This is a genomic window from Microbacterium sp. CSI-V (assembly GCF_001984105.1).
GTDB lineage: Bacteria > Actinomycetota > Actinomycetes > Actinomycetales > Microbacteriaceae > Microbacterium.
This window is the reverse complement of record NZ_MTQM01000007.1, coordinates 458,137-476,692: the sequence shown is the minus strand read 5'-3', so window position 1 is coordinate 476,692 and position 18,556 is coordinate 458,137. Positions and strand designations below refer to the sequence as shown.

Here is an 18,556-nt window from a genome sequence, read left to right as displayed (position 1 = left end):
TCGCTTGGCAAGATCTCTTGATATCGAGAGATCTTCCGCCTCCTCCCACCACCGATCGCCCAGCGAAGGATCATCCGTGGATCTCTACGAGTACCAGGCACGAGACCTGTTCGAAAAGTACGAGGTGCCGGTGCTCGCCGGCATCATCGCCGACACCCCTGAGGAGGCGAAGGCGGCCGCGGAGAAGCTCGGCGGCGTCGTCGTCGTCAAGGCTCAGGTCAAGACCGGAGGCCGCGGCAAGGCCGGCGGCGTCAAGGTCGCCAAGACCCCCGACGAGGCCTTCGAGGCCGCGCAGGCCATCCTCGGCCTCGACATCAAGGGCCACGTCGTCAAGCGCGTCATGGTCGCCGCGGGCGCCCGCATCGCCAAGGAGTTCTACTTCTCGGTGCTGCTGGACCGTGCCAATCGCTCCTACCTGTCGCTGTCCAGCGTCGAGGGCGGCATGGAGATCGAAGAGCTCGCCGTCGAGCGTCCCGAGGCGCTCGCGCGCGTCGAGGTCGACCCGCTCGAGGGCATCTCGCCCGAGAAGGCGCTCGAGATCGCCAAGGCCGCGAAGTTCGACGACGAGCTGGCCCCCAAGGTCGCCGACGTCTTCGTCAAGCTCTTCAACGTCTACAAGGGCGAGGACGCCACCCTCGTCGAGGTCAACCCCCTCATCCAGTCCGAGGACGGCGACATCATCGCCCTCGACGGCAAGGTCTCGCTCGACGAGAACGCCGGCTTCCGTCACCCCGAGCACGAAGAGCTCGAAGACAAGGATGCCGCCGACCCGCTCGAGGCCAAGGCCAAGCAGCACGACCTCAACTACGTCAAGCTCGACGGTCAGGTCGGCATCATCGGCAACGGCGCGGGCCTGGTCATGTCGACCCTCGACGTCGTCGCGTACGCCGGTGAGAACCACGGCGGCGTCAAGCCCGCCAACTTCCTCGACATCGGCGGCGGCGCCTCGGCGACGGTCATGGCCGCCGGCCTCGACGTCATCCTCGGCGACGAGCAGGTCAAGAGCGTGTTCGTCAACGTCTTCGGCGGCATCACCTCGTGCGTGGCTGTCGCGGAGGGCATCGTGAAGGCGCTCGAGATCCTCGGCGACGCCGCCACCAAGCCTCTCGTGGTCCGTCTCGACGGCAACCAGGTCGAAGAGGGTCGCGAGATCCTCGCCGCCGCCAACCACCCGCTCGTCACCCTCGCCGCCGGTATGGACGAGGGCGCCGACAAGGCCGCCGAACTGGCCAACGCGTAAGGGATAGGGACAGGAACATGTCGATCTACCTCAACAAGGACTCCAAGGTCATCGTCCAGGGCATCACCGGCGGCGAGGGCACCAAGCACACCGCGCTCATGCTGAAGGCGGGTACGCAGGTCGTCGGTGGCGTCAACGCCCGCAAGGCCGGCACGACCGTCACCCACAAGGACGCCGCCGGCAAAGACGTCGAGCTCCCCGTCTTCGCCTCGGTCGAAGAGGCCATCCGCGAGACCGGCGCCGACGTGTCGATCGCGTTCGTGCCCCCGGCCTTCACGAAGGACGCGATGGTCGAGGCCATCGACGCCGAGATCCCGCTGCTCGTCGTGATCACCGAGGGCGTGCCCGTGGGTGACACCGCCGAGGCGTGGGCGTACGCGAAGTCGAAGGGCGAGAAGACCCGCATCATCGGGCCGAACTGCCCCGGCATCATCACCCCCGGTGAGGCGCTCGTCGGCATCACGCCCGCGAACATCACCGGCAAGGGCCCGATCGGCCTCGTGTCGAAGTCGGGCACCCTGACCTACCAGATGATGTTCGAGCTGCGCGACCTCGGCTTCTCGACCGCCATCGGCATCGGCGGCGACCCGATCATCGGCACCACGCACATCGACGCGCTCGCCGCGTTCGAGGCCGACCCCGAGACGAAGGCGATCGTCATGATCGGCGAGATCGGCGGCGACGCCGAAGAGCGCGCGGCGGCGTTCATCGCGGCCAACGTCACCAAGCCGGTCGTCGGTTACGTCGCGGGCTTCACCGCTCCCGAGGGCAAGACCATGGGCCACGCCGGCGCCATCGTCTCCGGCTCCGCCGGCACCGCCCAGGCGAAGAAGGAGGCCCTCGAGGCCGCCGGCGTGAAGGTCGGCAAGACGCCGTCCGAGACCGCCGCCCTGATGCGCGAGATCATCGAAGCACTCTGACGCTTCACTTGCGGGGGCCCGGATGCCATGGCATCCGGGCCCTTTCGCGTTCCCCGATGGTGCTCGGTCGAGTGTCCAAGACACGCGGACGGCGCCGTGCCGCGTGTCTTGGACACTGGATCTGTTGCGGCGGCGCGGCGGGCGCGAGGTTGCGGCGTCGAGTGTCCAAGACACGCCGTGTCGAGCCGGGGGTATGCGGCGTGTCCTGGACATGTGAGCCGGGAGCACCGCCGCACGCGCACACAGGAAGGGGCCTGGATGCCGCGGCATCCAGGCCCCTTCCGGGCGCGGGGCTCAGCCGAGCAGGGCCTCGACCGGGCCGCGGACGAAGAAGACGACGAAGCCGGCGGCGACGATCCACAGCAGCGGACTGATGCGGCGGGCGCGGCCCGACAGCGCCTGGATCACGACCCAGCTGACGAAGCCCGCGCCGATGCCGTTGGCGATCGAGTAGGTCAGCGGCATTACCGTCACGGTGAGGAACACCGGGATCAGCACCGAGAGGTCGCTGAGGTCGACGTGGCGGATCTGCCCCATCATGAGCGCGCCCACGATCACCAGGGCGGCGGCGGCGATCTCGGTGGGGACGATGCTCGTCAGCGGCGTGAAGAACATCGCGAGCAGGAACAGGGCCCCGGTCACGACGTTCGCGAGTCCGGTCCGCGCGCCTTCACCGATGCCCGATCCCGACTCGATGAACACCGTGTTCGACGACGACGAGGTCGCGCCACCGGCGACCGCACCGATGCCCTCGATGATGAGGGCCGAGCGCAGGCGCGGGAAGGTGCCGTCGGGGGCCGCGAGACCCGCCTCGCGGGACAGACCGGTCATCGTGCCCATCGCGTCGAAGAAGTTCGTGAACACCAGCGTGAACACCAGCATGAGCGCGGCGAGCACGCCGATACGGCCGAAGGCACCGCCCAGGTCGACCTGGCCGACGAGCGACAGGTCGGGGAGACCGACCCACTGCGTCGGAACAGTGGGGACGCTGAGGCCCCAGCCGCCGGGGTTCTCGGCCGAGCGGGGTCCGAGCTGGGCGATGGCCTCCACGATCACCGCGATGACGGTGCCGCTGAGCAGGCCGATGAGCAGCGCCGCCTTGACCTTGCGCACCATGAGCACGGCGGTGATGAGGAGCGTGAGCACGAACAGAGCGGTCGGGATCGTGGCGATCGACCCCTGCACACCGAGTCCGACGGGCGGCGACGACAGCCCCGTCGCGGTCACGAGGCCGCTGTCGACGAAACCGATGAAGGCGATGAACAGGCCGATGCCGACGGTGATCGCCGTCTTCAGTGCGAGCGGCACGGCTTCGAAGATCATGCGGCGCAGACCCGTGACCGCCAGCAGCACGATGATGAGCCCGTTGATGACCACGAGCCCCATCGCTTCGGGCCAGGTCACGCCGCCGACGATTCCGACGGCGAGGAACGAGTTGATCCCGAGGCCGGCGGCGAAGGCGAACGGCAGGCGGGTGACGAGACCGAACAGCATCGTCATGACGGCGGCGGTCAGCGCGGTGACCGCGGCGACCTGGGGGAAGCCGAGCGCGTTGCCGGCGACGTCGGGAGTGCCCGACAGGATGATCGGGTTCAGGATGACGATGTAGGCCATCGTCACGAACGTGACGACGCCGCCGCGCACCTCGGCGCCGACCGAGGAACCCCGGGCGGTGATCTCGAAGAACCGGTCGACGGCGTTCTTCGGGGCGGGAGCGGCGGTGGTCTCGGGAGCGGGCGTGCTCATGGGGGCTCCAGAAAAGGGGGAGAGTCGGTGCCGGGGAGGGGGAGCGGGCCTATCGTGGGGGACATGCCACTCTCAGGAGAGTATCTGCCCAGCACCAGCGAATGGGCCCGTTCGCAGGCCGAGACCTTCGAGGCCAGCGGGGGTCAGGAGGCCGCGGAACTGCGGGGCGTTCCCATCATCGTCCTCACGTCCGTCGGAGCAAAAACGGGGGGCCTGCGCAAGACCGCGCTCATGCGGGTCGAGCACGACGGACGCTACCTCGTCGTGGCATCCAAGGGCGGTGCTCCCGAGCACCCGGCGTGGTTCCACAACCTCGTGAAGAACCCGCGGGTGGAGCTGCAGGACGGCGACGTCAAGCGCGAATACCAGGCGCACCAGGCCGAGGGCGCCGAGCGCGACGAGTGGTGGGCGCGCGCCGTGGCGGTGTGGCCCGACTACGACGAGTACCAGAAGAAGACCGAGCGCCGCATCGAGATCTTCGTGCTGGAGCCGGTTTCCGGCGCGTGAGTCGCCACGATTTGTCGCTTCGGACCGCGCAGAGGCGACAAATCCTGGCGACTCGCGCACGGGACGGCGCACCCCGCCGCGCCTGAGGTCGCGGACGGGGAAGCGCGGGTAGGGTCGCAGACGCTCATGCATCGTCTCCTCGTCGCTCTCCTCGCCGCCCTCGACGCGCTCCTGGCCGCCGCGGTCGGCATCGCCGTCGTGCTCGCGCCTCTCGCGCTGATGTGGGTCGTCGCCCTCGGCGACGCCGACTGGTCGGCTCTGTGGCCGACGGCGGCGGCGGTGTGGCACCTGGGGCATCTGGTCCCGATCACGGTGACCCTGCCCGATGCCTACCTCGCGGCCACCGGCGTCGACCCCTCGCTCGCGACCTTCGTCCTCTCCCTCGCGCCGCTGGCCTTCGCCGCGTTCACCGGCCTGTTCGCCGCGCGCTCCGGCATCCGGGCCGCCGAATCGGGGGCCGCGCTGACCGGATTGCTCTCCGGATCGCTGGTCTTCGCCGCCGTCGCCGCCCTGGTCGCGCTCACGTCGGCCGCTCCGCTGGTGTCGTTCGAGACGTGGCAGGCGATCCTCTTCCCGTCGCTGATCTTCGCGGTCCCGTCGCTGGTCGGCGCCGTCGTGGGCTCCTGGCGGGTCGGTGACGAGGGGCCGGTCGATCGCCTCCGTGCGGCAATCGAGCGGATGCCGAGAGACTGGGCGCCCGTTCCCGGGCTCGTCCTGCGGGGCGTTGCGCTGACGACCCTGGGCCTCGTCGCCGTGGGCGGTGTCGTCGTGGTCGCGGGTCTCCTCGCGCGCGGCACGCAGATCATCACGCTGTTCCAGGCCAGCAACGTCGACGGCATCGGAGCCACGGTCCTCGCCCTCGGCCAGCTCGTCTACCTGCCGACGCTGGTGCTGTGGGCCGTGGCGTTCGCCGCCGGCCCCGGGTTCTCGCTGGGCACCGACACCGCCGTCACCCCCGCCGCCACGCAGGTCGGTGCGGTTCCCGGCATCCCGATCCTCGGGATCGTCCCCGAGTCGACGACGTCGTGGCTCCTGCTCCTGGCGCTCCTGCCGCTCGCGGTCGGAGCGTTGACGGGGTGGATCCTGCGCTCGTCGATGCCCGAGCGCTCGGATCACGAACCGGCCGCCCCGCGGCTGGTCGTCGCGGTGGCGGTGGCCGCGCTCACCGGGGGAGTCGGCGCGCTGATCGCGGTCTTCTCCAGCGGCGCGATCGGACCGGGGCGCCTGGCCGAGACCGGACCGCAGCCGGGTCCCCTCGCGCTCGCCCTCGGGCTCGAGATGCTCGTCGGCCTCGCGATCCTGCTCCTCGCCCCGCGGACGTCGCTCCCGCACCGCGCCCACTCGGATGCCGCCATCCCCGATCGCGAACCCGAGACCGCGCGGGCGTTCCGCGACCGTCCGTCCGAGGCCGTGCTCACGGCCGCAGTGCCGGCGCCGTGGGCACCGGAGCCCGTTCCCGGCGACACCGACGAGCGCCCGGCAGCCCTCGACACCGATGACGACGTCCAGGCCCGCATCCGCGAGGCGTGGTCGCGCATGGAGCCGCTGCCCGCCGAGTGGCGCGACGGGCCCGGAACCGACGCGACCGATGGCCGGGACGCGCGCCCCGTAGACTGACCTCCGTGCTCACGGTCGCCGTTCTCATCTCCGGCACCGGCTCCAACCTCCGCGCCCTGCTCGAGGCGGCTGCCGCCCCCGACTTCCCCGCGCGGGTGATCGCGGTCGGTGCCGATCGCGAAGCCGACGGCTTCGCCCACGCCGAGCACTTCAGCATCCCGACCTTCCTCGTCCCGTTCGACGGGTTCTCCTCGCGCGAGGAGTGGGGCGCCGAACTCGGCGCGCAGCTGCGGGTCTGGCAGCCCGACCTCGTCGTGCTGAGCGGACTCATGCGCCTGCTGCCCGCCGACCTCGTCGCCGAGTGGGAGCCGCGGATCATCAACACCCATCCCGCGTACCTGCCGGAGTTCCCCGGAGCTCACGGGGTGCGCGACGCCCTCCGCGCCGGCGTCGACCAGACCGGCGCGAGCGTCATCGTCGTCGACTCGGGAGTCGACACCGGTCCGATCCTCGCTCAGGAGCGCATCCCCGTGCTGCCCGACGACACCGAGGACACCCTGCACGAGCGCATCAAGCCCGTCGAACGCCGTCTGCTGATCGACGTCGTCCGGCGGATCGCCGAGGGAGACCTCGACCTGGATGCCACGGCATCCCGCCACCCCTGAACCCCCGCGGGCGGTCGCCCGCGTTCCGCATCCCACGAGACACAGGAGCCGCAGCCATGGCCGGACCCCGCCACGACCCCGCCGACTACCGTCCCCGTGACGTCGTCCCGATCCGCCGCGCGCTGGTGTCGGTGAGCGACAAGAACGGCCTGCTCGAGCTCGGCGAGGCGCTGGCGTCCGCGGGCGTCGAGATCGTGTCGACCGGGGGTTCGGCGACGCTGCTCCGCGACGCCGGGTTCGAGGTGACCGACGTCTCCGCCGTCACCGGCTTCCCCGAGTCGCTCGACGGACGCGTGAAGACGCTGCACCCGAACGTCCACGCCGGACTCCTCGCCGACCTGCGCCTGGCCGGCCACGAGGCGCAGCTGGACGAGCTCGGCATCCTCCCGTTCGAACTCGTGGTCGTGAACCTGTACCCGTTCGTCGAGACCGTGGCATCCGGTGCCGAGGGCGATGACGTCGTGGAGCAGATCGACATCGGCGGCCCCGCCATGGTGCGCGCCTCGGCGAAGAACCACGCCAACGTCGCGATCGTGGTCTCGCCCGAGTCGTACCCCGCGATCATCGACGCGCTGCGCACGCAGGGCGGCACGAACCTCGTGCAGCGCCGCGAGCTGGCCGCCCGCGCGTTCTCGCACACCGCCGCCTACGACACCGCGGTGTCGACGTGGTTCGCCGAGGGCACGCTCGGTGACGACATCGACCTGCCCGCGCACCTGACGATCCAGGCCGAGCGCCTCTCGACCCTGCGGTACGGCGAGAACTCGCACCAGCGCGCCGCGATCTACACGCGCGTGGGCGGCCACGGCATCGCCCAGGCCACGCAGCTGCAGGGCAAGGAGATGTCGTACAACAACTACGTCGACGCCGACGCCGCACTGCGCGCCGCGTTCGACATGGTGAAGCCGGCCGTCGCGATCATCAAGCACGCGAACCCGTGCGGTATCGCCGTCGCCGCTCCCAACGCGCTCGACCCGATCGCCTCGGCGCACCTGCGCGCGCACGAGTGCGACCCCGTCTCGGCGTTCGGCGGCGTCATCGCCGCGAACCGCACCGTGACGCTGAAGATGGCGGAGAACCTCCGCGACATCTTCACCGAGGTCATCATCGCGCCCGACTTCGAGCCCGAAGCCCTCGAGGTGTTCAAGCTGAAGAAGAACCTGCGCGTGCTGCAGCTCCCCGCCGACTGGCGCCAGGAACCGATGGACGTGCGTCTCGTCTCGGGCGGCCTGCTGCTGCAGGATGCCGACCGCTTCCCCGCCGACATCGAGTCGGTCGCGAAGGACTGGGAGCTCGTCTCGGGCGAGCGCCCATCCGACGAGGAGATGACCAACCTCATCTTCGCCTGGAAGGCGTGCCGCGCCGTGAAGTCCAACGCGATCGTGCTGGCGAAGGGTTCGGCGACCGTGGGCATCGGCATGGGCCAGGTCAACCGCGTCGACTCGTGCCGCCTCGCGGTCGAGCGCGCGGGCGATCGCGCGGCCGGGTCGATCGCGGCATCCGATGCGTTCTTCCCCTTCGCCGACGGCCCGCAGGTGCTGATCGACGCCGGGATCTCGGCGATCATCCAGCCCGGCGGTTCGGTGCGGGATGCCGAGGTCGTCGACGCCGCGCGCGCCGCCGGCGTCACGATGTTCTTCACGGGCGAGCGTCACTTCTTCCACTGACGCGCCCTGTTCCCGCCGCCCCCGCGACTTCGGTTGCGGGGGCGGCGGCGTTTGTGCGGGCGGGCGTGTGCGGCGGGGTTTGGGCGGCGGGGCGTGTGCGGCGGGGTGGGGGTGCGGGGTGGGGCGGCTCGTCGCGATAAACGCGATTCGCGCGCATAAACGCGCTGACGCCGCGTTTATGGTCGTGGATCGCGTTTATGGCGGATGGTGGGCCGCGGCGCGGCGCCGCACACGGCGGAAGCAGGCGACCGCGCGCGGTGCGCTTCGGCGGGATGCGTCTCGGGTGGGATGCCGCGGGGCAGCGAGGCGTCCGGGTGCGGCCGATTGCGCGATAAACGCGATTCGCGCGCAGAAACGCGCTGGCGTCGCGTTTATCGTCGCGGATCGCGTTTATCGCGCGGTGTGGGCAGCAGCAACCGCGGCACAGCGGGGGCGCGGAGCGGGGCGCGGAGCAGGGGTAGAGCGTGCACACGCCAGCGCTCATGGCGACCGCCGCGCCGACGGCCGGCGCGGCGTCAGGCGCTCAGCGCGATGAGCTTCGCGATCGTGTTGGCGTTCCGGGCGGTGCCCGTCACGCCCAGGCGCTTCTCGAACCAGCCGGCCTGCAGCTTCGACCCGCCGATGCCCTCGGGGTAGCGCACGAACACCTCGTGGCCGTCGAGCACGGCCTCTTCCGGGATGCCGTCGGGCACCTCCAGCGCGACGGCGGGTGCCGCATCGAGGAACACCGTCTGCACCCATCGCCCCTCGGAGGCGTCGGCGAACGGGTTCCGCCCCCGCGCATCGGCGAGCTCGGCGTGCGAGCGCACGATCACCGGCAGGTCGTGACCGAACGCCGCACGCACGGCATCCCGGATCGTTCCGGCGATCTCGTCGGGGGAGCGGCCGCCGTCGTCGAGAACGACGTTCCCCGCCACCTGCAGCGTGACGACGTCACCGAGACCCACGGATGCCAGCACCTCGCGCAGCAGGGGCATCTTCATCGCCGTGGGTCCGCCGACACCGCGGATCAGCGCGATCGTTCTCGGCATCCTGACTCCCTTCTCTTCGCGTGAGTCGCCAGGAATCGTCGCCTGGGCGGGCGGTGAGGCGACATATCTTGGCGACTCACGCGAACGCGCGGATCACGCCGAGTCGCGGCCCAGCGTCTCGAGCAGGCGCAGCCAGACCTCGCTGACCGTGGGGTATGACGGGACCGCGTGCCACAGCCGCTTCACCGGCACCTCGCCGACGATCGCGACCGTCGCGGAGTGCAGCAGCTCGGCGATGTCGGGGCCGACGAACGTCGCGCCGACCAGCACGCCGCGGTCGAGGTCGACGATCGCGCGGGCCTTGCCGACGTAGGCGTCGGACTGCTCGCTGGACCCGGCGACGTGCGCGAGGTCGTAATCGAGCACCTTCACGTTCAAGCCGCGCTTCTCGGCGGCGGCGGCGGTGAGACCGACGGACGCGACCTCGGGGTCGGTGAACGTGACCTGCGGAACGGCGTCGTGGTCGGCGGTCGCGACGTGGGCTCCCCACGGGCTGTCGTCGACCTCGCCGCCCTGCGCGCGTGCGGCGATGACGTCGCCCGCCGCGCGCGCCTGGTACTTGCCCTGGTGGGTGAGGAGCGCGCGGTGGTTCACGTCGCCGACGGCGTACAGCCAGTCGAAGCCGCGCACGAGGAGCGTGTCGTCGACGTCGAGCCACGAGCCCTCCTCGAGGCCGATGGTGTCGAGCCCCAGGTCGGTGGTGCGCGGCACGCGGCCGGTCGCCACGAGCACCTCGTCGGCGGTCACGGCGGTGCCGTCGGACAGCTCGAGCACGCGGCGTCCGTCGTCGTCGCGGCGGGCGGCCGTGGCATCCACGCCTGTCTTCACCGTGACGCCGCGGGCGCGGAGGGAATCGGCGACCAGTTCGCCGGCGAACGGCTCGGTGCCGCCCAAGAGGCCGGAGCGCGCGATGATCGTGACCTCGGCGCCGAGGCTCGCGAACGCCGTCGCCATCTCGGCGCCGACGACGCCGCCGCCGAGGATCGCGAGCGACCCGGGGATGCTCTGCGCCGCCGTCGCCTCGCGGCTCGTCCACGGCTCGATGTCGGCCAGGCCCGGGATGCCGGGGAGCAGCGCCGCGGAACCCGTGCACACCGCGACCGCGTGGCGGGCGACGAGGTCGGTCGTCGTGCCGTCTTCGGCGGTGACGCGCACGGTCTTCTCGCCGGTGAGTCGACCGTGGCCGCGGACGAGCTCGATGCCCGCGCCCTCGAGCCACGAGACCTGCCCGGCGTCGTTCCAGTTGCTGGTCATGGAGTCGCGGCGCCGGAGGACCGCGGCGATGTCGAGGTCGCCGGTCACGGCCTGCTTCGCGCCGTCGACGTCGCGGGCCGCGCGCAGGGCGGCACTGCTGCGCAGCAGCGCCTTCGACGGCATGCACGCCCAGTACGAGCACTCGCCGCCGACCAGCTCGGATTCGACGATCACGGCGGTGAGACCGGCCTGCACGGCGCGGTCGGCGACGTTCTCGCCCACGGGGCCGGCGCCGATGACGATCAGGTCGAATTCGCGTTCGCTCATGCGCCCACGGTATCGGCGCCCACCGACACGGGGGAGGGGTTGCGGTGTACCCCCGCGGGGCGGTGCGGGTTTGGGGCGCGAGATTGCGTTCGGGGCGGGGAATTTCACGCCCCAAGAGGAGAAACGCGCCCCAAACCCGGGGGTGCCCCCCGCGGACCGCACCGTCGAGGGTTGACTCACGTCCCTGAACCGGTTTAGGCTCAGTCCTACTGAACCGGTTTAGACCGATGGATGCCACAACGAGGTGCAGCATGACGAATGAGACGCGACCCACGATCGCCGATGTCGCGCGCCGCGCCGGGGTCAGCAAGGGTCTCGTGTCGTTCGCGTTGAACGGCCGCGCCGGCGTCGCCCCCGACACCCGCGACCGCATCCTCTCGGTCGCCGCCGAGATGGGCTGGAGCCCGAGCCTGCGGGCGCGGTCGCTCAGCGTCGGCCGGGCCTTCGCGTGCGGTCTCGTCATCGGCCGCAGCCCCGACGTCATCGCGGCCGACCCCTTCTTCCCGTCGTTCATCGCGGGCGTCGAGGACGAGTTCTCCGTCTCGGGCCAGGTGCTCGTGCTCGCGGCCGCCACCCCCGGCCGCCACGAAGAGGAGACCTACCGCGGACTCGCGGCCGACCGCCGCGTCGACGGCGTGATCCTCTCCGACCTCCGCGCCGACGATCCGCGCATCGACCTCGTCGCGAGCCTCGGCATCGCCGCCGTGACCCTCGGCGTCCCCGATGTCGACAGCCCCTTCACCTCCGTCTCGGTCGACGACGGCGCCGGCATCCGCCTCGCCGTCGACCACCTCGCCGACCTCGGGCACACCGACATCGCGCATGTCGCGGGCCCGTTCGCGATGCTGCACGGACGCCACCGCGCGGCCGCGTTCGAGGCGGCGGCGCGGGCGCGCGGCATCCGGGCCCGTGTCGTCGAGACCGACTTCAGCGCCGCCGACGGGGCGCGGGCCACCACGGCCCTGCTCGACGCCGAGGTCCCGCCCACGGCGATCGTGTACTCCAACGACAACATGGCCGTCGCGGGGCTCGGCACGGCGCAGCGCCGCGGCCTGTCGGTGCCCCGCGACCTCTCGATCACCGGATTCGACGACACCGAACTCGGCCGACACCTGTTCCCCGCCCTCACGAGCGTCTCCACCGACGCGCGGGGCTGGGGGGCGGCCGCGGCGCGCGCGCTGCTGCAGGCGATCGCGGGAGGAGAGCCCGAGGCACTCGCGCTCGCCGACCCCGGCCTGCAGGTGCGCGACTCCACCGCGCCCCCGACTCGAAGCTGACACCCGCGGGCCCCCGCCCGCCCCACAAGGAGGAAGACATGCGACGACGCATTCTCGCCACAGCAGTAGCCGCCACCGGCATCCTCGCCCTCTCCGCGTGCAGCGGAGGCGGCGGAGGAGCCTCGGGAATGGATGCCAAGGGCCCCATCACCATCTGGTACTCGAACAACGCCGCCGAGATCGCGTGGGGCCAGCAGATGGTCGAGGCCTGGAACGCCGACCACCCCGACGAGCAGATCACGGCGCAGGAGATCCCCGCCGGGTCCTCCAGCGAGGAGGTCATCGGCGCGGCGATCACCGCCGGCAACGCCCCGTGCCTGGTGTTCAACACCTCGCCCGCGGCCGTGCCCGGCTTCCAGCGCCAGGGGGGCCTGGTGAACCTGTCGGACTTCCCCGACGGCGAGCAGTACATCACCGAGCGCAGCGGCGACCTCGCCGACCAGTACCGCTCCGACGACGGCGGCTTCTACCAGCTGCCGTGGAAGAGCAACCCCGTGATGATCTTCTACAACAAGGACCTGTTCGCCCAGGCCGGCCTCGACCCGGAGAAGCCGCAGCTGTCGACGTACGACGAGTTCCTCGCGACATCGCAGGAGCTGAAGGCGGCCGGCGTCTCGGACTACGCCATCAACCCGGCGCCCACGAGCGAGTTCTTCCAGTCATGGTTCGACTTCTACCCGCTGTACGCCGCGCAGACCGGCGGGAAGCAGCTCGTCGAGGACGGAAAGGCCACCTTCAACGACGCCGACGGTGAGGCCGTCGCGAACTTCTGGCGCACGATCTACGCCGACGAGCTCGCCGGCAACGAGCAGTACCAGGGCGACGCGTTCGCCGACGGCAAGGCCGCGATGGCCATCGTCGGACCCTGGGCCGTGTCGGTCTACAAGGACAAGGTCAACTGGGGCGCCGTGCCCGTTCCCACCGAGAAGGGCACCGCGGCCGACCAGACCTGGACCTTCAGCGACGCGAAGAACGTCGGCCTCTTCACCGCGTGCCAGAACAAGGGCACGGCGTGGGAGGTGCTGAAGTTCGCCACCAGCCAGGAGCAGGACGGGAAGTGGCTCGAGGAGACCGGCCAGATGCCGCTCCGCACCGACCTGACCACGACCTACGCCGACTACTTCAGCGCCAACCCGGCCTACGAGCAGTTCGGCGACCAGGCCGCCCGCACCGTCGAGGTGCCCAACGTCGTCAGCTCGGTCGAGATCTGGCAGGCGTTCCGCGACGAGTACTCCAAGGCGGTCATCTTCGGCGAAGAGGACGTGAACACCTTCCTCTCCAACGCCCAGACCCAGATCGACCAGCTCGCGGCGGGGAAGTGACATGACCGTCGATCTCACCCGCACGTCCGGGCGGACCGGGGGCGACCCCGGCCGGTCCGGACGTGCGGGGGGAGCGGGGGATGCCGGGAAGAAGCGGCGCCGCCTCCTCGGGGCGCAGCCGCTCGGCATCCTGTTCTCCGCTCCGTACCTGATCTTCATCGGGGTCGTCTTCGCCTACCCGATCGTGTTCGCGGTGTGGATGTCGTTCCACGACTACTTCTTCACCGCCCCGGGCGCGAACGTCGACCGGCCGTTCGTCGGCCTCGACAACTACGTCACGGCGCTGAGCGACCCGGCCGTGTGGCGGTCGTTCGGCAACGTCGGGATCTTCCTGCTCATCAACGTCCCGCTGACGGTCGTGCTGTCGATCGTGCTGGCCACGGCGCTGGACCGGGTGGTGCGCGCCCGCGCGTTCTTCCGCGTCGCGTTCTACGTGCCCTACGTCACGGCATCCGTCGCCGTGGTCGCGGTGTGGCTGTTCCTGTTCTCGAACACGGGGCTGATCAACAACGCCCTCGGCCCGCTGGCGCCGAACCCGTCGTGGCTGGTCAACTCGGCGCTCGCGATGCCCACCATCGCGCTGTTCGTGACGTGGAAGGGGCTCGGGTTCTACATCCTGCTGTACCTCGCGGCGCTCCAGAACGTGCAGCGCGAGCTGTACGAATCGGTGGCGGTGGACGGCGGCGGACGCCTCCGGCAGTTCTTCTCGGTGACCGTGCCGGGCGTGCGTCCGGCGACGTTCCTCGTCGTGCTGCTCGCCACGATCACCGGAGCGAACCTCTTCACCGAGCCGTACCTGCTCACCAACGGCGGCGGTCCCAACGGTGCGTCGACGTCTCCCGTGCTGCTCATCTACCAGAAGGGGATCGAGCAGCAGAACCCCGACGTGGCCGCGGCCATCGGGGTGGTGTTGATCATCTTCGTGCTGATCATCGCGGCGCTCCAGCGCCGGTTCGTGGGGAGGGAGGAATCATGAAGACCAGAGTCGTGACCTACGGCGTGCTGACGCTGGGCGCCCTGGCGTTCCTGTTCCCCTTCTACTACATGGTCGTCGGCTCGCTGCAGACCAACCCGGACTCGACGATCGCGGGCGCGTTCCCGCACCCGTCGAACCTGACGCTGGAGAACTACACGGCGATCGACGGGCGCATCAACCTGCTGAAGGGCCTCGTCAATTCGGGCATCTTCACCGGGGGAGTGATCCTCGGCACGATCGTGTTCGGAGTGCTCGCCGGGTACGCGCTGGCGGTGCTGAAGTGGCGCGGCCGGTCGGCGACCTTCGCGCTCGTGCTGCTGGTGCAGGTGATCCCGTTCCAGCTGCTGATGATCCCGCTGTACGTGATGATCGCCCGCGACTACGGGCTGAGCGACAGCTACCTCGGCATGATCCTGCCGTTCTTCATCAACTCCACGGCGGTCGTGATCTTCCGGCAGTACTTCCTGCAGCTCCCCAAGGAGCTGTTCGACGCCGCCCGCATCGACGGGGCGAACGAGTTCCGGCTGCTGTGGAGCGTCGCCCTGCCGCTCGTGCGTCCGGCGCTGCTGACGGCGGTGCTGCTGACCTTCATCGGTCCGTGGAACGAGTTCCTGTGGCCCTTCCTCATCACGAAGGATGCCGCGATGCAACCGCTCGCCGTGTCGCTGGCGAACTTCATCTCCACCATCGCGGCATCCACGACCAACCCCTTCGGCGCGATGATGGCCGGCGCCGTCGTGCTCGCCGCCCCCGCGGTGGCGCTGTTCCTGATCTTCCAGCGCTACTTCACCTCCAACGACCTCGGATCCGGAGTGAAAGGATGACAATGACCCCCGATTCCCCCGTCCCCTACCGCCTCACACGTGTGGGTGTGGTGATGACCCCCGAGCCCGGCAACGTCGACGAAGCCGAGGGGGTGCTCAACCCGGCCTCGGGCCGCGGCCCCGACGGCGAGCTGTACCTGCTGCCGCGCCTGGTCGCCGAGGGCAACGTCTCGCGCGTGGGCATCGCCCGCGTCGTCGTCGAGGACGGGGTACCCGTCGCCGTCGAACGCGAGGGCGTGGTGCTCCAGCCCGATCGCGGGTGGGAGCGAGGCGCCGACAACGCCGGCACCGAAGACCCGCGCACGACCTGGGTGGAGGCCCTGGGGCTGCACGTCATGACGTACGTCGCCTACGGCCCCCTGGGCCCGCGCACCGCCGTCGCCGTCTCCGAGGACCTGCGCGACTGGCGGCGTCTCGGACCCGTGCTGTTCCGCTACCAGGACGACCTCGACATGGACCTGAACCTGTTCCACAACAAGGACACGGTCTTCTTCCCCGAGACGGTCACGGCCCCCGACGGCAGCGAGGCGTTCGCGGTGCTGCACCGACCCATGTGGGACCTCGGCGAGACCAAGCCCGGACAGGGCGTGCGGGTGCCGGCCGGCGTCTCGGACGAGCGGCAGTCCATCTGGATCAGCTACGTGCCCGTGGCATCCGTCCGGGAGGACCTCGCGAACCTCGCGCTGTGGGAGCAGCACCGGTTCGTCGCGGGCCCCGCGTTCCCCTTCGAGGCCGTGAAGATCGGCGGGGGACCGCCGCCGCTGCGCATCCCCGAGGGCTGGCTGGTGCTGCACCACGGTGTGACCGGCGTGATCGACAGCGCGTTCTCGCAGCAGCAGAAGGTGAACTACGCCGCGGGCGCCCTGATCCTGGATGCCGACGACCCGAGCCGCGTGATCGCGCGGACGCCGGAGCCGCTGCTGGCCCCCGAGACCGACGACGAGCGCAGCGGCATCGTGCCGAATGTCGTCTTCCCGACCGCGATCGAGGAGATCGACGGCCGTCACTTCGTGTTCTACGGCATGGCCGACTCGAAGATCGGCGTCGCCCTGCTCGAGCGCACCGACTGAGCGTCACAACTCCTGCGGAATCGCCGCTCCGGCCGTCCCCCGACGGCGGTGGGGCGGCTTCGCAGGAGTTGTGCCCCCCCATCGAAAGGATCCCCCCCCCATGAACGCACGATGGAGTGCGCGCGGCCTGGTCCTCGCGGGCGCGGTCGCCCTGGCGGTGCCGCTGAGCGCCGCACCGGCGTCGGCGCTGGCGCCGGCCACCGCCGAGGTCGCCCGGGCCGCCACCGCCCCGGCGGCGTCGCTGACAAACCTCGACCACCTCGACTTCCTCCTCGGTTCGCCCACACCCGCGGGCGTCGAAGGTCACACCACCTACCGTCTCGCCGAGGAGCCGACGCTCCTCGCGCCCTGGACCTACGCCGACGCCCGCGACGGCGGGACCTTCGAGCGCATCGGCGGAGGTGCCCTCGACCCCGCGACGGGCGACTGGAGTCAGGGCGCCTACAACGCCGACGACACCACCCGCGCCGCCGTCGTCTACCTGCGCCATTGGCAGCAGACCGGCGACGCGGACAGCCGCCACAAGGCGTACGAACTGCTCCGCACGGTCGCGTACCACCAGACCACCGAGGGTCCTGACGCCGGCAACGTCGTCCTGTGGATGCAGCCGGACGGCGAGCTGAACCCCTCCGCCGAGCCGGTGGAGCTGCCCGACCCGTCCGACTCCGGCCCGAGCTACTGGCTCGCGCGCACGGTGTGGGCGCTCGGCGAGGGCTACGCGGCCTTCGCCGACGACGACCCCGACTTCGCCGCGTTCCTGAAGGACCGCCTCGCCCTGTCGCACGGAGCGATCGAGCGCGACGTCCTGTCGAAGTACGGCCGGTACGTCGAGGCCGACGGCAAGAAGGTCCCCGCGTGGCTCATCGTGGACGGGGCGGATGCCTCGGCCGAGGCGGTCCTCGGACTCGCCGCCGCCGTGCGGGCGGGGGACGACTCCTCGACCACCGCGGCGCGTCAGCTCGCCGAGGGCGTGGCCGCCATGGCATCCGGGACCTCCCGCGAGTGGCCGTACGGCGCGGTGCTCCCGTGGGCGCAGTCGCCGGCGATGTGGCACGCGTGGGGGTCGCAGATGCCCGCGGCGCTCGCCGTCGCGGCCGACGTCCTCGACGACCCCGCGCTGGCGGATCCCGCGATCGCCGACGCCACGGGCTTCACGACGACGCTGCTCACCGCGGGCGGGCCGGACAACGGCTGGTACCCGAGCCCGACCGACCGCGTGCAGATCGCGTACGGCGCCGACTCCCGTGTGCAGTCGCTCGTCGCCCTCGCCGACACGACAGGATCGAGCGCGTTCGCCGACCTCGCCGGCATCCAGGCCGCGTGGTTCTTCGGCGGCAACCACGCCGGCGCGCGGATGTACGACCCCGCGACGGGTGTGACCTTCGACGGGCTGCAGCCCGACGGCACGGTCAACCGCAACAGCGGGGCCGAGTCGACGATGCACGGACTCCTGACCGCCCTCGCGCTCGACGCGCACCCGGCGATCGCCGCGCGGGCGACCGCGCTCACCTCCGTCACCGACCGCGTCGGCCTGACGTTCGTGCAGGCGGAGGATGCCAGGTCCACCGACGGCACGGTCTCGACGCCGGCGTCGTGGACGGGAGAGTCGAGCTGGTCGGGCGACGCCCTCACCCTGAAGCCGCGGCAGAGCGCGACGTGGGACATCGGCGCGGCCGACTCGCGGCGGTGGGTCGAGCCGGTCGTGTTCTCGCAGCCGGGGGAGCAGTCGCTGTCGCGCTGGCGCGGCAACGGCGTGCTGAAGGTCACCGGTCCCGCCCAGGGCATCTCGCCGACGCCCGGCGCGCTGCTGCCGCACGCGCTGACCACCGCGGTTCCGGAGCGCCGGACCGAGCTCACCGTCACCGCGCTGCGCGGCGATCTCGTGCTCGACGGGCTCATCGTGCGGCCGTGGGTGTCGCGCCTCGTCCTCGAAGGCGGCGGCAGTCGCAGCGAGCTCGTGCAGTCCAGCGCCCCGTTCGTGCAGCGGACCACGGTCTCGGGCGGCGGGACGGTCCGGGTCTACGACTCGCGCGGCGCGCTCGTGCGCACGGCGGCGTTCGATCGCGAGATCACGGTGCTCCTGCCCTCCGGCGGGTTCGCGGTCGCGGAGCGCTGAGGCCGCGGCATCCCTCCTCTTCGTGCGTTTGGGGCGTGATTCTCCGTTCGGGGCGTGATAATCGCGCCCCGAACGGAAGGATGCGCCCCAAACCGGATGCTCACCTCGGGATGCCGC

At 71.0% G+C, this 18,556-nt stretch carries 15 protein-coding genes; 12 read left to right on the top strand and 3 right to left on the bottom strand.

The features are described from left to right. The first annotated feature begins 76 nt into the window (after positions 1-76). Positions 77-1,240 (top strand): ADP-forming succinate--CoA ligase subunit beta, encoded by a 1,164-nt coding sequence (gene sucC, locus CSIV_RS06265; protein WP_077050528.1) that lies wholly within the window; start codon positions 77-79, stop codon positions 1,238-1,240. 17 nt (positions 1,241-1,257) lie between these two features. Then, positions 1,258-2,160, top strand: coding sequence for a succinate--CoA ligase subunit alpha (gene sucD, locus CSIV_RS06260; protein ID WP_077050527.1), 903 nt, complete (start codon positions 1,258-1,260; stop codon positions 2,158-2,160). Between the two features lie 294 nt (positions 2,161-2,454). On the opposite strand, the gene CSIV_RS06255 is transcribed toward sucD, so the two are convergent. Next, positions 2,455-3,906 carry an NCS2 family permease gene (locus tag CSIV_RS06255; protein ID WP_083735015.1) on the bottom strand — a complete coding sequence of 484 codons (1,452 nt, stop codon included), beginning with the start codon at positions 3,904-3,906 and terminating at the stop codon, positions 2,455-2,457. A 63-nt stretch (positions 3,907-3,969) separates the two neighbouring features. Between CSIV_RS06255 and CSIV_RS06250 the strand changes: the two genes are divergently transcribed. From CSIV_RS06250 to purH, 4 genes are all read left to right on the top strand, one after another. After that, complete coding sequence (locus CSIV_RS06250) at positions 3,970-4,413, top strand: nitroreductase family deazaflavin-dependent oxidoreductase (RefSeq protein WP_077050526.1); 444 nt, start codon at positions 3,970-3,972, stop codon at positions 4,411-4,413. A 126-nt stretch (positions 4,414-4,539) separates the two neighbouring features. After that, positions 4,540-6,030 carry a cell division protein PerM gene (locus CSIV_RS06245; RefSeq protein WP_077050525.1) on the top strand — a complete coding sequence of 497 codons (1,491 nt, stop codon included), beginning with the start codon at positions 4,540-4,542 and terminating at the stop codon, positions 6,028-6,030. A 5-nt stretch (positions 6,031-6,035) separates the two neighbouring features. Beyond that, positions 6,036-6,635 (top strand): phosphoribosylglycinamide formyltransferase, encoded by a 600-nt coding sequence (purN, locus tag CSIV_RS06240; protein WP_077050524.1) that lies wholly within the window; start codon positions 6,036-6,038, stop codon positions 6,633-6,635. Positions 6,636-6,691: 56 nt separating this feature from the next. After that, positions 6,692-8,302, top strand: a complete 1,611-nt coding sequence (gene purH / locus CSIV_RS06235) for a bifunctional phosphoribosylaminoimidazolecarboxamide formyltransferase/IMP cyclohydrolase (protein ID WP_077050523.1) — start codon at positions 6,692-6,694, stop codon at positions 8,300-8,302. A gap of 515 nt (positions 8,303-8,817) precedes the next feature. Here the strand turns inward: purH and CSIV_RS06230 are convergent. Beyond that, positions 8,818-9,333, bottom strand: a complete 516-nt coding sequence (locus tag CSIV_RS06230) for a DUF1697 domain-containing protein (RefSeq protein WP_077050522.1) — start codon at positions 9,331-9,333, stop codon at positions 8,818-8,820. A gap of 93 nt (positions 9,334-9,426) precedes the next feature. Continuing rightward, the gene (locus CSIV_RS06225) at positions 9,427-10,854 is read right to left on the bottom strand and encodes a dihydrolipoyl dehydrogenase family protein (RefSeq protein ID WP_077050521.1); all 1,428 of its coding nucleotides are present in this window, start codon (positions 10,852-10,854) and stop codon (positions 9,427-9,429) included. A gap of 251 nt (positions 10,855-11,105) precedes the next feature. On the opposite strand from CSIV_RS06225, the gene CSIV_RS06220 reads away from it, so the two are divergent. The 6 genes from CSIV_RS06220 to CSIV_RS06195 all read left to right on the top strand — a co-directional run bounded on the left by CSIV_RS06220 (position 11,106) and on the right by CSIV_RS06195 (position 18,439). Beyond that, positions 11,106-12,131 carry a LacI family DNA-binding transcriptional regulator gene (locus CSIV_RS06220; RefSeq protein ID WP_077050520.1) on the top strand — a complete coding sequence of 342 codons (1,026 nt, stop codon included), beginning with the start codon at positions 11,106-11,108 and terminating at the stop codon, positions 12,129-12,131. Between the two features lie 38 nt (positions 12,132-12,169). After that, positions 12,170-13,453 (top strand): extracellular solute-binding protein, encoded by a 1,284-nt coding sequence (locus CSIV_RS06215; RefSeq protein WP_077050519.1) that lies wholly within the window; start codon positions 12,170-12,172, stop codon positions 13,451-13,453. Between the two features lies 1 nt (position 13,454). Then, the gene (locus CSIV_RS06210; RefSeq protein WP_077050518.1) at positions 13,455-14,429 is read left to right on the top strand and encodes a carbohydrate ABC transporter permease; all 975 of its coding nucleotides are present in this window, start codon (positions 13,455-13,457) and stop codon (positions 14,427-14,429) included. Then, positions 14,426-15,253 carry a carbohydrate ABC transporter permease gene (locus CSIV_RS06205; RefSeq protein ID WP_077050517.1) on the top strand — a complete coding sequence of 276 codons (828 nt, stop codon included), beginning with the start codon at positions 14,426-14,428 and terminating at the stop codon, positions 15,251-15,253. Before CSIV_RS06210 ends, CSIV_RS06205 begins: the two co-directional genes overlap by 4 nt. A 2-nt stretch (positions 15,254-15,255) precedes the next feature. Continuing rightward, positions 15,256-16,323: a glycoside hydrolase family 130 protein gene (locus CSIV_RS06200; protein ID WP_077050516.1), complete on the top strand. Its 1,068-nt coding sequence runs from the start codon at positions 15,256-15,258 to the stop codon at positions 16,321-16,323. 100 nt (positions 16,324-16,423) lie between these two features. Further along, entirely contained in the window at positions 16,424-18,439 is a 2,016-nt protein-coding gene (locus tag CSIV_RS06195; RefSeq protein ID WP_077050515.1) for a hypothetical protein, read from the top strand. The last annotated feature ends 117 nt before the right edge of the window (positions 18,440-18,556 follow it).